Origin of the sequence: Lysinibacillus sp. BNK-21 (genome assembly GCF_048684915.1) — a bacterium.
Classification (GTDB): Bacteria; Bacillota; Bacilli; order Bacillales_A; family Planococcaceae; genus Lysinibacillus; species Lysinibacillus capsici.
Genome location: NZ_JBLQTS010000001.1, coordinates 1,061,968 through 1,077,665, shown reverse-complemented (window position 1 = coordinate 1,077,665; position 15,698 = coordinate 1,061,968). Strand labels below are relative to the sequence as shown.

Below are 15,698 nucleotides of genomic sequence, written 5' to 3'. Positions count from 1 at the left end.
TTCTAGTTAAAGCTTATTTTGTAATTTCTGTTTTTATAGCTGCTAGGAAATCCTCAAAGCTAATTGTTTCGGAATCTTTCGAGCCATAACGTCGAACATTTACGCCATTTGCCTCAACCTCTTTATCCCCGATAACAAGCATATAAGGAATCTTTTTCATTTGTGCCTCACGGATTTTATAGCCTAATTTCTCTTCACGATCATCCATTTCCACACGTAAACCAGCCGCTGTAAGTTGCTCTTCAATTTGCTTTGCATAGTCGAAGTGAGCTTCATTCGATACTGGAATAACTTCAACTTGTACCGGTGCTAACCAAGTTGGGAATGCTCCTTTGTATTCTTCAATTAAGAAGGCAACAAAACGTTCCATTGTTGATACAACACCACGGTGGATAACAACTGGACGATGAGGCTTACCATCTTCCCCAACATAAGTTAGGTCGAAGCGTTCTGGTAATAAGAAGTCTAATTGAACTGTAGATAAAGTCTCTTCTTTACCAATCGCTGTTTTTACTTGAACGTCAAGTTTAGGACCATAGAATGCAGCCTCACCTTCCGCTTCAAAGTAGTCTAAGCCAAGTTCATCCATTGCTTCTTTTAGCATACTTTGTGCTTTTTCCCACATTGCATCATCATCGAAGTATTTCTCAGTATCTGCTGGGTCGCGATAAGATAAACGGAATGAGTAATCATTAAGGTCGAAATCTTTATAAACCTCTAAAATTAACTGTACTACTTTTTGGAATTCCGCTTTAATTTGATCTGGGCGAACAAAAATATGGGCATCATTTAATGTCATCCCACGAACACGTTGTAAGCCTGAAACAGCCCCTGACATTTCGTAACGGTGCATAGTGCCAAGCTCTGCAATACGCAATGGTAGGTTACGATATGAATGCATGCTGTTTTTGTACACCATCATATGGTGAGGACAGTTCATTGGACGCATAATTAATGTTTCATTATCCATTTCCATTGGTGGGAAAATTGAATCTTGATAATGATCCCAGTGACCAGAAGTTTGATAAAGCTCCTTAGAACCTAATACTGGTGTATAAACGTGCTTATAGCCAAGTGATAATTCTTTATCGACAATATAACGTTCAATAACACGACGAATTGTTGCACCATTTGGTAACCAAAGTGGTAAACCTTGGCCAACCTTTTGGGAAGTTGTAAACAGTTCTAATTCTTTTCCGATTTTACGGTGATCACGTTCTTTTGCTTCTTCTAGCATTTGAAGGTGGTGTTTTAATTCCTCTTTTTTGAAGAACGCTGTACCATAAATACGTTGTAACATTTTGTTATCAGAGTTCCCTCTCCAGTAAGCACCCGCTAATGATAAAAGCTTGAATTCACGAAGTTTACCCGTAGATGGTACGTGGATACCACGGCAAAGATCAAAAAACTCGCCTTGATAATAAATAGATACTTGCTCATCTGCAGGAATGGCTTCAAGTAATTCTAATTTATACTCATCGCTAATTTCTTCATAAAGGGCTTGTGCTTCTGCACGGCTTACATTTTTGCGTTCTACCTCAAGGTTTTCAGCAATAATTTTCTTCATTTCTTTTTCAATGGCTGGTAGATCTTCAGCAGTGATTGGTGTTGGTGAGTCGATATCATAGTAGAAACCACCTTCAATTACTGGACCAATACCAAGCTTTACATCTGGGAATAGACGTTTAATAGCTTGCGCTGTTAAATGGGCAGTTGAGTGACGTAAAATTTCAAGTGCTGCCTCATCATCTTGTGTAATGATTGCAATTGTTGCATCCTCTTCAATTGGTGTTTTTAAATCTACTAACACACCATTAATTTTACCTGCATACGCTTTTTTCCGTAAGCCAGGGCTAATAGATAATGCTACGTCATCAGTTGATGTGCCTTTTGCAAATTCCTTTACAGCGCCATCTGGGAAAGTTAATTTAATCATTTCTGACATATCCTTTGCACTCCTTTGTTTTTGATAAATACATAATGCTTGATGATTGGCTGGAGCAATGTTTGTGTGACTCTACGGCTTGGTTTGAGCGGAGTCATTGCTTTTTTAAGCATTTCTCTGTTCAATCGGAGCGGCATCTTCATGTTTCTGAGCGGTTTCTTACTCTCTATGAGCGAATTTACCACTTTCGCGAGCGACTTATCTCCCTATATGAGCGGAGCCACCACTATTTCAATGAAATCTGAGAAAAATAAAAAAAGCTCCGTCCCTCACAAAAGGGACGAAGCGTATGCTCGTGGTTCCACCCTTCTTCCTTCCGACTTACATAAAGTCAGACGAAGCTCAAGGCTAGCTAACGGGCTAGGGACCGGCGAAAGATTATCCCTTTCGCTGCTCAGTAGGTAGTAAATAATGTGCCCATACTAGGAAGTTTTCAGCCGATGACTTCCCTCTCTAAAAGCTGATACACAAAATTCATGTCCTCATCAATGCATATTGATATTAAGTATATGAGTCAGTATACGCTCGATTGTCGAAAAATGCAACTATCAATGTTACATCCGACGATTTTTGCCTCGCATTTCGATTGGCACTGTTAGGGCTTTAATTCGCTCCATAATTCGTCCCGCTTTGACAACCTCAATATCACCTTTTTGTGACTGAGCTAAGTGATGCTCTAATTCTTCATAGTTAAAATTAGACGTAATAAAAGTTGGCAATTGCTCTGCCATCCGATAATGGAAAATAGTCCCCAATATTTCATCACGTGTCCAGGCAGTCATTGTCTCCGCACCTAAATCATCTAGCATTAAGACAGGAGCCTTTTTAATATAATCTATTTTCTCATTCAATGTATTATCACCAATGGCATTTTTCATTTCTCGTAAAAATTCTGGAACGAAAACTACCACAGAGCGGATTTTAATAGATGCTAATTCATTGGCCAATGCCCCAAGTACAAAGGATTTCCCTACACCAAATTTACCATATAGGTAAAAACCTTTTGCAGGTAATTGACCAGTTTCTTTTGTTATTTTAACAAATTGAGCTGCTTTTTGTGCAATCGCCACACGTGATTCATCATCAATACTTAAATCATGAATTGTTGCTTGTAGCACATCTTTTGGCATATGCATACTTGCAATCATATTCGCAACATCCCGGCGTTCTTCTTCCCTAATCTTTTGCTCACAGCGCACATAGTCCATTTCAATAGAATTCCGAACAACCCTTAATGTCGGGATGAATCCTTTTAAATAGTTTGTACAATGTTCGGTATTATCACACCCACAGCACTCAGTAGATTGACTAATAAACTCATGCAGTTTAGGTAAATTTCGCTCAACATTGTCATAGTTTAATTCATCTGCATGCTGCGCTAAAAATTCCTGCACATGCGGGTGCTCTAAAATTTCACGTCGCATGGCTTCATAGCGTTCTTGGAACGAGGGTACATTAATTGCTCGCTTTAGTGGTCCATTTATAGGTTCGATTACTGCTCACCTTCTTTACTATTCGCTTTTTCCTAGCATCTCTAATATTTTTTGTCGCTCTTTTTCAAAATCTATAGTACTAGAGGTAGATTCCTCTTGATTGTCATTTCGTTTATAGAACCATTCAGGCACTTTTTCTTCACGTTGATATCTTGAACGTCCTTTAGTCTGTTGACTCGTTTTATTGGACGTTTGCGGCTTGTTTTTCCAAGCTGTATATTTATCATGCTCTTGACGTGCAAGTTCCATTGCTTCCTTAGCGGTCTGGACATTTTTTCGTACCCAATGATCAGCAATCGTTTCCACATATTTCTTAGGGAGCTTCATATCTGTTGTTAGCATAACGTATTCTAACAATGCATTAACCACTCCAATTGGCATGCCATGTTGAACGATTAAATTTTCTGCAAGTTGGACTGAGGTTTGTAATGGTTCTTTACCATTATTTATATCTCTTAAAACTTGGACAGGTGCCGTTGTTTCTAAATAGTGTTGAAGTTCCTGATCCTTGGTTTTTTGTCCCGCTTCTGCTACTGGTAGAGGATCGGTGACACGGGCAAGTTTTGGCGGCTCCTTGGATACGGTTAATTTATAAAAATCAGCAGCAGCCTTTCGTAAACGTTCCTGAGAAATTCCTAAATCATCATCTAAAGCAAGTATGACTACTTTTTGCATATCAAGGGCTGTTAAATGATATAAAAATGCCAACTTGGCTATAGCTTCACGCACTTCAAATGTCAACAAATTGGAAGGTACCAATTGCTCAGACAAACCAGCTTGCAATAAATCAAAATCGAATTGCTCCAAATAAAAAGGATATACTTTTTGTTGTTTATCCTTATGACTCGTATCCACTTGTAAATCTGATGGGATATTGGCATGAACAGGCTTATAGACATCAATAAAAGCACGAGATACATCCTTAAACGCCGAGTCCTTTACAGGTGACATAAAGCGCTGACGTAAGTTGCGATAAGCCTGCTCTCCAATTTTACTAAACAAAAACATCGACAGCAGCGGGTCTTTCATAAAGCTATCTGCATCTAATGGGCGCTGTAGCTCATATAAAAAACTACGCTCACCAGCATTTTCTTTTTTCCATGTACGCAGCAAACCAATAGCTTCTAAAGCAATACGAGCCTCAAACACTTTACCAATTGGTAGCCCTAGCACATTCATTAAATAATAATGTGTCATTTGCTGCTTTGGCATTTGCTCTGCTTCTGCCCATAATGTTAAATAGAGGCTAACTGGCTCTGATCCCGTTAATGGTTGATAAAATAATGTAACTAATTGACGCTCTTGTGTAGAAAATGCATGAGGTAGACGAATGTCGAAAGGATCGCCAGGCTGCAATTCCTTATATAAATGAATCAACGTCATTCATCCTCTCTGTTTGCTATGATTTCTTCTCCGTTTGACGTTGAATAATGTCCTTTATTTCTTCAATAAAGACATTGATATCTTTAAACTGACGGTAGACCGACGCAAAACGCACATAGGCAACCTCATCAATTTTGGCTAAGCGGTCCATGACCATTTCGCCAACATCTTCTGAGCGTACTTCCGAATTTCCAATACGACGAAGATCTTTTTCAATGGACAGAACAAGTTCCTCCAGCACATCAAGTGCCACTGGACGTTTTTCACAAGCACGAATAAGCCCACGAAGTACCTTCTCACGGCTAAACTCTTCTCGTGAACCTTCCTTTTTCACAACGACTAATGGCGTCTCTTCAATTTTTTCAAACGTTGTAAAACGGAAGCCACATGACTCACATTCACGACGTCTACGAATTTCTTTATTATCATCTACTGGCCTCGAATCCACAACACGCGTTCCGTTAAATTGGCAAGATGGACATCTCATATAATTACTCTCCTGGTTTACAACAATTTAATATATCTATTATAACAAATTTCCTACATGTAAGAAAAGTGCATTCACGTTTGTGGGCTCATGATAAATCTAAAGCACCTGAAGTACAAGAAAAGTTTCTGTAAAAAAAGAGCACATTGAAACCTTTTCGATTTCAATGTGCTATCTATAGAAATTATTACGCGTTTACCGTTTCTAAAGCATTTGCCACTTTTTTCACAAGGTCAACAACGCGTGCAGAGTAGCCCCACTCGTTATCATACCAAGCAAGTACTTTTACTTTGCGGTTGCCTAACACCATTGTAGAAAGTCCATCAACTGTTGAAGAATAAGTTGTTGTATTGTAATCAGAAGATACTAATGGCTCAACAGAGAAATTAAGGATACCCTTCATTGGACCTTCTGTTGCCGCTTTTACAAATGCTGCATTAACTGCATCAACTGTTACATCTGTATTTAAATCTACTACAAGGTCAACTAAAGATACGTTTGGTGTTGGAACACGAAGTGCCATACCATGAATTTTACCCTCTAATTCAGGTAACACTAATTTTAAGGCTTTCGCTGCACCTGTAGATGTTGGGATAATGGATTGGGCGCATCCACGTGCACGACGTAAATCTTTATGCGGATTGTCTAAGTTCTTTTGGTCATTTGTATAAGCATGAACTGTTGTCATTAAACCATTCTCAATACCAAATGTGTCATTCAATACTTTTGCTACTGGCGCTAAGCAGTTTGTTGTACAAGAAGCATTTGAAATAACATCATGTTTCGCAATATCCAATTTGTCATCATTTACACCTAAAACAATTGTGACATCCTCGTTTTTACCTGGTGCTGTTAAGATTACTTTTTTCGCGCCTGCTGCTAAGTGCATTGCTGCTTTATCACGCACATTAAATTTTCCTGTAGCTTCAATAACGATATCTACACCCATTGTAGACCAAGGTAATTTTAAAGGATCACGTTCACTAATAATTTGAACTCGTTTACCATTTACAACTAAAGCATCGCCTGCTGGTTCTACCGTACCTTCAAATGTTCCGTGATTTGTGTCATACTTAATCAAATGTGCTAACGTTTCTGCAGGATAGCTAGCGTTAATTGCAACGATGTTTAAATCTTGTTGTACGATAGCCTGGCGGAAAACCATACGTCCGATACGCCCGAAACCATTAATAGCAATTGATACTGTCATTTATAATATCCTCCTGTGAGTACATACTCAGATTAATTAATTATATACTTTATGGTGATTAGTATAACACAATTTTAAAAAAGATGAACATTATATATTGAGAATATAAAAGTTCTTATTTTCTGAAAAATTATTCTTTATTATGGCGTTTCCCCATAAAAAAATGCGTAGCAAGGTCGGCTTGCTACGCATTATAAAAGAACTCATGAAATAACACCCCAATAATGCAGGATTTTTTTTAATTGTTCTTCTGTACTTTCTATATTTTTATTATTATAAATGACCGCATGTGCACCCTTTTCTTTGACAGACATCGGCAGTTGAGAGTGCATACGTGCCAATGCATCTTCTTTAGATAAATTATTACGTTCCATTAAACGTCGAAGCTGAACTTCTTCACTGACCGATACCACAATGATACGTTCCACAAAATGTTGAAGCTTACTTTCAAATAACAAAGGAATGTCCATCACAACATGTTCATGTCCTGCTTCTAAATAAGCATCACGCTGACGTAACATTTCTTTTCTGATTGCTGGATGCATGATATCATTTAACGTTTTGCGTTTGGCAGGCTCATGAAATATGATATCTCCCAGCATAGTTCGATTTAAATTGCCGTCCTCAAGCAAGATAGCTTGTCCGAAGCTTTCAGCAATCAATGCTAATGTCTCAGTTCCAGGTTCTACGACATCTCGTGCTACAACATCTGCATCAACAATCGGTAAACCCAGTTCGCTCATCATTTTAGCTACTGTACTTTTTCCACTTGCAATACTTCCTGTTAGTCCGATAATCATTGCTAAATCCCCTTTAATGTTGACAATTTGGGCAATATACAGAGGTACGCCCTCCAATTGTCATTTGACTTGTTGCCGTTTCACATGCTGGACATACCTTTTTCCCATACATTTTTAATCGATTCTGCATACTCCCTGCTTCCCCATTAATATTTCGATAATCAGAAATAGTTGAACCACCCGCTTCAATGCTTTGACGTAGGACAGCAACAATCTCCTCAAATAATGCTCGCTTCCGCTTTTCACTAATGCGGCTCATTTTGCGTGCAGGGTGAATTTTCTGAGCAAACAATGCCTCTGTTGCATAAATATTGCCACAGCCCGAAATGACTTGCCCATCCATAATTACTTCTTTTACGGCTTTATTTTCATATTTCGGTAGCTTAGATTTTGTTATAAAAAAATCACATGCATGCTCATCAAATGGCTCTGGTGCCATTTTTGTCAATGGTGCATGATCTTCAATTTTTGTCAGAAAACGAAGTTCACCGAATCGACGAATATCTGAATAAATCAAGTATCCCCCATCTGCCATTTCAAATGTCGCATGGATATGCTTTTGAAATTTCGCCTCATTGATTTCTTCGGGTGAATTCACAACAAACCAAGCACCTGTCATCCCTAAGTGACTAACAAGAACATATGGAACATCATCCTTCAGCAAATGAAAGAAAATATATTTTGCTCTTCGTTCAATTTTGGTAATGGTCATCTGGGACAAAGTACTTTCAAATGCATCAGGCGCTGCTTGTTTTACAATACATTGTTTACCCTCACTAAAAGAGAAATGTACTCGTTCAGAAAGCTGAACCTGTTGAATGGTACGTCCTTCAACTGTTGGCTTCAATGCCTGGACGACACCCTCTACCTCTGGTAATTCAGGCATTTGAATCCCTCCTTATTTTGCCTCGTACCAAGTTGAGCCATGGTTAAAATCTACTTTAAGCGGTACAGCAAGCTCAATAGCGTTTTCCATGACTTCAGGTACAATTTTTTCGAGTAAGGCAATCTCTTCCTTTGGTGCCTCAAAGATTAGCTCATCGTGCACTTGAAGTAGCAGTTTTGCCTGCATCTTTTCTTTTTTCAATCGAGCATCCATATCAATCATTGCCTTTTTAATGATATCAGCTGCACTACCTTGAATTGGCGTATTCATCGCCGTACGCTCAGCAAAGCTTCTTAAATTAAAGTTTGAGCTTGTTATATCCGGTAAATAACGGCGTCTATTTAATATCGTTGTCACATAGCCATTAAATTTTGCATTTTGTACAATGTCATCCATGTACTGTTTTACACCAGGGAAACTTGCGAAATACTTTTCAATAAAATTAGCCGCTTCCTTACGCGTAATATCTAAGTTTTGTGATAGACCATAATCACTAATACCGTAGACTATTCCAAAGTTAACAGCTTTCGCTGCGCGACGCATATTACTATCAACCTCATCTTCTGACACATGAAATACATCCATAGCTGTACGTGTATGAACGTCCATTCCTTCACGGAAAGCCTCAACAAGGTTTTTATCTTCTGACATATGTGCAAGAACGCGTAATTCAATTTGCGAATAGTCAGCAGAAAATAATATCCAATCCTCTTTTGAAGGTACAAAGGCTTGACGAATTTTGCGGCCCTCCTCCAAACGAATTGGGATGTTTTGTAAATTCGGATCTGTTGAGCTTAAACGCCCTGTTGCAGTTAAAGCTTGCTGGAAGCGCGTATGCACTTTACTATCTGATACATGAATCTCCTTTAGTAAGCCTTCAATATATGTGGATTGTAATTTTCCAAGTTGGCGATACAACAGAATATGTTCGATGATAGCATGCTCTGACTGTAATTTTTCTAGGACATCTGCAGCAGTTGAATAGCCTGTCTTAGTCTTTTTAATCACAGGTAGCCCTAGCTTATCGAATAGAATCACACCTAATTGTTTTGGTGAATTAATATTAAAGGTTTCTCCAGCTTCTGCATAAATTTCTTGCTCAATTACTACAAGTTTATCATTAAGCTCTTGCCCCATTTTCTCTAACGTAGCGCGGTTAACCGTAATCCCTTCGCTTTCCATTTCACCTAAAATTCCTGCCAATGGTAGCTCTAGGTTTTTATAAAGATCGAATTGTTCATTTTCCTTTAATAAGGCTTCCAGTTTCGGCTGTAATGACCATACTGCAAAAGCTTTACGGCTAACATGCTGTGCAAGTTGGTCCAAATCAGGTATTGCACGCTTGGCACCTTTTCCATATACCGCTTCATCTGCTTGGACATCATAGTAGCCTAATTCCCTTGCAAGTGTTGCGATATCATCGCCACTTAATGCTGGATTATTAATATAAGAGGCAAGTAGCAAATCAAAGTCAACGCCAGCTAATTGAATCCCAGCTCGCTTTAATGATGCTTGAGCTGCCTTAGAATCGGATATATATTTTATTTTTGTGGCATCTTCTAGCCAACGACGGAGAATATCTGATTTTGCTGCTTTATCAAATGGAATATATTGCGTCTTTACGCCATCTGATAAGGCAATTCCCAGCTGCTGACAAGTATGATAGTGCTCGTTTTCAAGCTCTACATGCACAGCCATCACGTCTTTTAAATCCTCAGGTCGAACTTCCTGGACAAGGTCATAATCGAGAGGCGCCTGTTCTTCTTCTTGCACTGTAAAGTCACTTTTATCAAGCAGCGATTTAAAGCCAAGCTCACGCCACACATTGATTAATTCATCTTCTTTTGGCCCATTATATGCAAGATCAGCCAGTGAAATGGTGATTGGAGCATCCGTATAAATCGTTGCCAGCTTCTTACTCATGATGGCTTGCTCTTCATTAGCTACAAGCTTTTCCTTCATTTTAGAAGCTTTCAATGTATCCATTGCTTCATAAAGTGCTTCAACGGAGCCATGCTCTTTTAATAATTTTACAGCCGTTTTTTCCCCGACGCCTGGTACACCAGGAATATTATCGGAGGAATCCCCCATCAAGCCTTTCATATCAATAATTTGGAGCGGCGTTAACCCATACTTTTCCGCAATAAAGGCTGGTGTATTTTTCTCTATTTCCGTAATACCTTTTTTCGTTATATAAACGGTTACTTGCTCTGTCGCCAGCTGAGTTAAATCACGGTCTCCAGAAACGATGATAACATCCATATCCTGCGACGAAGCCTCTTTAGCAAGCGTTCCGATAATATCATCCGCTTCATATAACTCCTGCTCATATTGCTTAATACCATACGCATCAATGAGCTTTCGTAAATAAGGAAATTGCTCTGATAATTCTGGTGGTGTCTTTTGACGTCCTCCTTTATATTCTGTAAAGGTTTCATGGCGGAATGTTGTTTTCCCAGCATCAAAAGCAACCAATATTTTGGTTGGCTGTTCTTCCTCTAATATTCTTTGTAGCATTGTTGTAAAGCCGTATACAGCATTAGTATGAATGCCACTATCATTCGTTAGCAATGGCAACGCAAAAAACGCGCGATACGCTAAACTATTACCGTCCAATAATAGTAATTTTTCCTTGGTCATGATTTTATCCTCCTGCGTTGTCTTCTTCTTCTACTTTATCATAACAATACATTTCAAGTAAAAAAAGCAGGCGTCCACCCTCAAGGTTATCCATTATTTTTAATGGTTTATCCACCACTTTTAAGACTTTATCCGCTACTTTAGCAATCCTATTCATTCAAAAAAGCCAACCGCGCGCAGCGGTTGACTTGTTTAAAATATTTTAACTCCTTAACGCATATTACCTATAATAGATGAACGACTATCCTGCATTTTTTTTACAAAATTAGTCATTACATCAAAAGCCTCATTTCGTTTACTATTCATGCTTTGTAAACGGAGCATATCCATTTGACCTTGCTGTGCATTCCAATCAGCTAGCTGTTGATTTCGTTGTTGAACATCCTCTAGTTGATCCTTAAGCTGATTTTCTAACAGCTGGGCTCGCTGTGATTGGACTGCCTGTAATGCTGATTCTAGATCCATGCCTTGAATATCAATTGGTTGAATTAGGCTATTAGCAGAGGATTGCCCTGCCCCACTAAATAATAATCCGACTGCTAAAGCACTTCCAAACACGACCTTTTTCATCTTTATTACCTCCTATTAAAATGAATCTTTGCTTATCATACATACTAAAGGTTAAAACTAGGTTAAAAAATTCAATATGGTATGTATGCATCTGCCTATCAAGTTTAGTCATTGACTATTCTCAATAACTTGACTGTACTACAGATTAAATAAGGGCAATACTGACAAATGTTAATAATTTACGTATTTACAAGGCATAAGACGTATTACATCCATTACTAAAAAGCAAAAACTTTCATTCAAGGACAAGTCTCCTGTAAATGAAAGTTCTTAATAGTTATTATTGATTTGAAGTACGATAAAAAACTTCTTCATAGATGACAGTTAATATAAATGCATTCATAAAAGCAAACACAAGAAATAACGGCATGCCGCCTAATTGTGGATATGTTAGCTCTTGATTAAATACCATTACTGTACTAATTTGTGCCAAAAAGAAGATTAAGCCAATTCCAACTTGCCAAATAGGACGCTTGACCTTTCTTTTTTCATACCAAAATAATTTCTTAAAAAGGTTTCTTACATCATCTGCAATAATGATACTGATTAAAAAGATACAAACAAAAAATACTGGTATATGATAAACACTTTTCGTCACCCACGAAAAATCGGATAGACGGTAGAAAAGTGTTAATATCGAAGCTATACTACAAGCAATCCCTAAATTTTGGAGCCATTTGCTAATTTGTAATTTCAAAGCCTTTACCCCCAACTATTCTTTTTTAAACATTATCATTCTATCAAATTATAGCTGATTCGGGAATACAAACTTATAAATTTCTATTATTTTCATACTATAATAATTCGATTTCATGGATAGTTATAATTTGTGCAACAAAAAAGTCGTCTCCTTCAAGACAGAGACGACTTTAAACTGCGTTTATTTAATATAACCAGACAAGATGTTGGCATATGGTGAAGTAGCTGGCAAGATAATAACCGTATCTTCCCCAACCGTTTTCTTATAGGATTCTAATGTGCGGTATAAAGAATAAAATTCAGGATCTTGAGAGAAAGATTTATTGTAAATCTTTGCAGCCTCTGCTTCTCCTTCAGCTTGAATTAAAGCAGCTTCTTTACTTGCTTTAGCAAGCATTTCTTGTACGTGTTGATCCGTTTGTGCCTCAATACGACGTTTCTGTGCATCTCCCTCTGAAAGATACTTTTGTGCAATTGATTCACGATCTGAAATCATATTCGTAAAAACGGATTGTTCATTTTCAGTTGGTAAATCAATGCGACGTATACGTACATCTACTACTTCAATACCATAGTTATCATTGGAAAGAAGTTCATTAACACGTTCAGTTACTTGATCATTTATGCTGCCTCGAGAAGAATCCTCATCATTTATAATCTCCGTATAGTTAATTCGGCCAAGTTCAGAGCGAATAACAGAATAAATGAACTCTTCCATACGTGATTCAACTTTTTCTATCGTACCAGCATTCGAAATCAATAGCTTAGGATCCGTAATACGCCATACAGCATAATTATCAATAATAATTCGTTTTTTATCCTTTGTATTAATTTCTTCTTCCGAAATCTCATATGTCATTTGGTTTTTTGGTAACTTTGTGACACTTTGAATAAAAGGAATTTTCATATTTAAACCTGGTTCACGCTCAAATTTAACAACCTCTCCAAACTGCCGAACAACAGCATACTCTGATTCTTTAACTATATAAATATTCGTTAATAAAGTAATCACTAGAGCGAATATGACCGTTAAGGTTACAGCTAGAGAGATATATTTTTTAGGATTCTTCGGTCCTTTCTTCGACATTTTAACTACATTGTCTCCCGAATCACCTTCTGAAGGAGCAGCTTTTTTACTTTTGCCAGATAAGAAATTGAGGAATTTTTCTAGATCCTTATTTTTTTGGTCCATTAGTTACCGCTCCCCTCTTTTTTCTCTGTTTGTGTCTGTTGAGGCTGTAGTTGCTGAAGTGGTAAATACTTCATCGTACTACCATCATCATTCATAATGTAAATTTGTGCTTTCGGTAGGACATTTTCAAGCGTCTCTATAATTAACCGCTCTCGTGTAATTTGCTGATTGCCCTTGTATTGCTCATACATTTTATTAAAGACCGCTACATCCCCTTGTGCTTGCTCGATACGGGCTGTTTTAGTTCCTTTTGCTTTCGACATAATAGCATCACGTTCGCCTTCAGCTTCACTAATGCGTTGGTTTTCATATTTTTCAGCTTCATTTATTTTTGTATTTTTCATTTCACGTGCATCTGTTACAGCAGTGAATGCTGCACGCACATCTTTATTTGGCAATTCTACATCTTGCAATTTCACACCTAAAACGCTTATTCCAATATCGTATTTTTCAATAAGAGAAACTAATAATTGGCGAGTATTTGCTTCGATGTCAGCTTTACCTTCTGTTAACGCTGCATCGATAGAAGAGCTTCCGATTATAGAACGAATGGCACTCGATGTCGCGCTATGTAATATTCTTTCTGGATCCTGCGAATTAAATAAAAACTTGTTAGGCTCTGTAATTTTCCATTGAACAACAAGGTCTGTTAAGACAATATTTTCATCCCCCGTAATCATTTTTGTTTCGGCATCGTATGCCTCTAACTCACCTGCTTTATTTTGTTTATAACCAAATTGCAGACTAAACGTTTCTTTTGACAAAATTTCTACGGATTGGACGGGCCAAGGTAATTTAAAATGAAGACCTGGATTTGTTACTGTATCATCGGCACGACCAAATGTAATAACCACAGCTTGCTCTGATTCATCTACCGTGTACCATGAAGTAAAAACTGTAATAAGTGCAATAATTCCAAATATTCCAAGTCCAACAATCATTAGTGTCCTTTTCACACTCATGTCTGTTCCTCCTTTTGCTTAGTACTATTGTTTACGGTGAACCCTTATAAAAAGTTTCAAAATATTTTCATATAATGATTGTAAAGGACAGAATCCTCTGTTTCTCACTTAACAAAAGCTTATCAATGCAAAAAAATCCTGTTACCTTTTAGGGCAACAGGATATTGATAACCAGATGTTCAAATACTGGGAAAATGGTAGTGGATAATACAATACTAATTAATGCAGCAACGATCATCGCTAGACTAGCAAATGTGCCTTCTAGCTCTCCAAATTCAAATGCTTTTGATGTACCCGTTCCATGAGCACCCATACCAAGCATTAATCCTCTAGATGAAGGTCTGTGAAAACGACATACTTTGATAACGATTGGTGCTAACAAGCTTCCTAAAATACCAGTCGTCATAACGAAAACAGCTGTAAGCGTAGGAGAACCACCAATCATATTAGAAATATCCATCGCAATAGGTGTTGTTACAGAACGTGGCACTAAACTATGCACCAACTCATCATTTAAGCCCACCAATAAAGCCATCATAAAGGATGACACAATAGCAACCGCTGAACCAACAGCAATGCTGATGAAAATTTCAAATGCGTGTTTTTTTAATAGGTTGACATTTTTATATATAGGAACGGCAAACGCAACGGTTGCTGGTCCTAGTAAATTTGTTAAGACACTCGCTCCAGAATTGTAGGATTTATAAGATATACCTGTCAGTAGTAAAATACCTATAATGACTAAAGGTGTAATCAGCATAGGGGTCAGCCATTCTTTTTTATATTTTTTATAAAACATTTTACAAATATAAAAAATAGCAACGGTCCCAAGTAAGCTGACAATGGCGATTAATAAAGTCATATCGCATCACCCTTCTTTCGCTGCTCTAGCCATTGTGCTGTATACCCCGTTACAAACATTACCACAATGGCACTCACAACAATGACCAGCACAACCTTCATTCCCTGCACACCAAATAAGGCATGATAATCAATAACACCAATGGCAGATGGAATAAAGAATAATAAGAGTTCACTTAATAGTACGGCTGCTCCTAATTCAATCCATTCAAGCTTGATTATATGAAACTGTAACAGTAAAAATAATAGGACAAGTCCTATTATACTCCCTGGAATCGGCAAGTGAAGTAGGCGTGCAATAGTATTTCCGATTAATAATAGGATATAAAGATAGCCGATTTGCACGATACTTTTGACGATTTTCATGGTCATCCTTCTCTCATTTTTTTCTCTGCCTCAACAGTCAGGAAAACACGATTCGAATGATAAGAAGGTTGATTCACTGACTGTCAAAGCGTTCGTCTAACAGACAATCGCGGGTAAGATGGTTGTTAAACTTTATGCTACTATACTTTACACCTATTTACGTTCCCTGTAAAACAGAAAAAGAACCTAGTGTCTAAAAAACAC

Annotated in this window: 15 protein-coding genes; all 15 read right to left on the bottom strand. The window is 37.7% G+C overall.

Features of this window, described 5'->3' with window-relative positions; genetic code table 11:
* Positions 1–13: 13 nt before the first annotated feature.
* The 15 genes from thrS to ACMGGO_RS05325 all read right to left on the bottom strand — a co-directional run bounded on the left by thrS (position 14) and on the right by ACMGGO_RS05325 (position 15,494).
* Complete coding sequence (gene thrS / locus ACMGGO_RS05395) at positions 14–1,945, bottom strand: threonine--tRNA ligase (RefSeq protein ID WP_259948449.1); 1,932 nt, start codon at positions 1,943–1,945, stop codon at positions 14–16.
* 554 nt (positions 1,946–2,499) lie between these two features.
* On the bottom strand, positions 2,500–3,429 hold the full coding sequence (dnaI, locus tag ACMGGO_RS05390; protein ID WP_255349866.1) for a primosomal protein DnaI: 930 nt from the start codon (positions 3,427–3,429) through the stop codon (positions 2,500–2,502).
* 27 nt (positions 3,430–3,456) lie between these two features.
* Complete coding sequence (locus ACMGGO_RS05385; RefSeq protein ID WP_048393607.1) at positions 3,457–4,821, bottom strand: replication initiation and membrane attachment family protein; 1,365 nt, start codon at positions 4,819–4,821, stop codon at positions 3,457–3,459.
* Positions 4,822–4,837: 16 nt separating this feature from the next.
* Positions 4,838–5,308, bottom strand: a complete 471-nt coding sequence (gene nrdR, locus ACMGGO_RS05380) for a transcriptional regulator NrdR (RefSeq protein WP_004226277.1) — start codon at positions 5,306–5,308, stop codon at positions 4,838–4,840.
* Between the two features lie 187 nt (positions 5,309–5,495).
* Complete coding sequence (locus ACMGGO_RS05375) at positions 5,496–6,518, bottom strand: glyceraldehyde-3-phosphate dehydrogenase (protein ID WP_259948452.1); 1,023 nt, start codon at positions 6,516–6,518, stop codon at positions 5,496–5,498.
* A gap of 203 nt (positions 6,519–6,721) precedes the next feature.
* Entirely contained in the window at positions 6,722–7,318 is a 597-nt protein-coding gene (coaE, locus tag ACMGGO_RS05370; protein WP_281216071.1) for a dephospho-CoA kinase, read from the bottom strand.
* A gap of 13 nt (positions 7,319–7,331) precedes the next feature.
* Positions 7,332–8,204, bottom strand: a complete 873-nt coding sequence (mutM, locus tag ACMGGO_RS05365; protein ID WP_048393602.1) for a bifunctional DNA-formamidopyrimidine glycosylase/DNA-(apurinic or apyrimidinic site) lyase — start codon at positions 8,202–8,204, stop codon at positions 7,332–7,334.
* A gap of 12 nt (positions 8,205–8,216) precedes the next feature.
* Positions 8,217–10,844: a DNA polymerase I gene (gene polA, locus ACMGGO_RS05360; protein WP_048393600.1), complete on the bottom strand. Its 2,628-nt coding sequence runs from the start codon at positions 10,842–10,844 to the stop codon at positions 8,217–8,219.
* Between the two features lie 4 nt (positions 10,845–10,848).
* Positions 10,849–11,001, bottom strand: a complete 153-nt coding sequence (locus ACMGGO_RS05355; RefSeq protein WP_155483385.1) for a hypothetical protein — start codon at positions 10,999–11,001, stop codon at positions 10,849–10,851.
* A gap of 53 nt (positions 11,002–11,054) precedes the next feature.
* Complete coding sequence (locus tag ACMGGO_RS05350) at positions 11,055–11,414, bottom strand: hypothetical protein (protein ID WP_054549958.1); 360 nt, start codon at positions 11,412–11,414, stop codon at positions 11,055–11,057.
* Positions 11,415–11,694: 280 nt separating this feature from the next.
* A complete protein-coding gene (locus ACMGGO_RS05345; protein ID WP_048393595.1) occupies positions 11,695–12,111 on the bottom strand; it encodes a hypothetical protein in 417 nt (138 codons plus the stop codon).
* Between the two features lie 183 nt (positions 12,112–12,294).
* On the bottom strand, positions 12,295–13,305 hold the full coding sequence (gene hflC / locus ACMGGO_RS05340) for a protease modulator HflC (RefSeq protein ID WP_048393593.1): 1,011 nt from the start codon (positions 13,303–13,305) through the stop codon (positions 12,295–12,297).
* Entirely contained in the window at positions 13,305–14,267 is a 963-nt protein-coding gene (gene hflK / locus ACMGGO_RS05335; RefSeq protein WP_054549957.1) for an FtsH protease activity modulator HflK, read from the bottom strand. The genes hflC and hflK overlap by 1 nt, the downstream gene beginning before the upstream one ends.
* A gap of 148 nt (positions 14,268–14,415) precedes the next feature.
* Positions 14,416–15,129 (bottom strand): LrgB family protein, encoded by a 714-nt coding sequence (locus ACMGGO_RS05330; protein WP_004226253.1) that lies wholly within the window; start codon positions 15,127–15,129, stop codon positions 14,416–14,418.
* Entirely contained in the window at positions 15,126–15,494 is a 369-nt protein-coding gene (locus ACMGGO_RS05325; RefSeq protein ID WP_048393586.1) for a CidA/LrgA family holin-like protein, read from the bottom strand. Before ACMGGO_RS05325 ends, ACMGGO_RS05330 begins: the two co-directional genes overlap by 4 nt.
* Positions 15,495–15,698 lie beyond the last annotated feature (204 nt).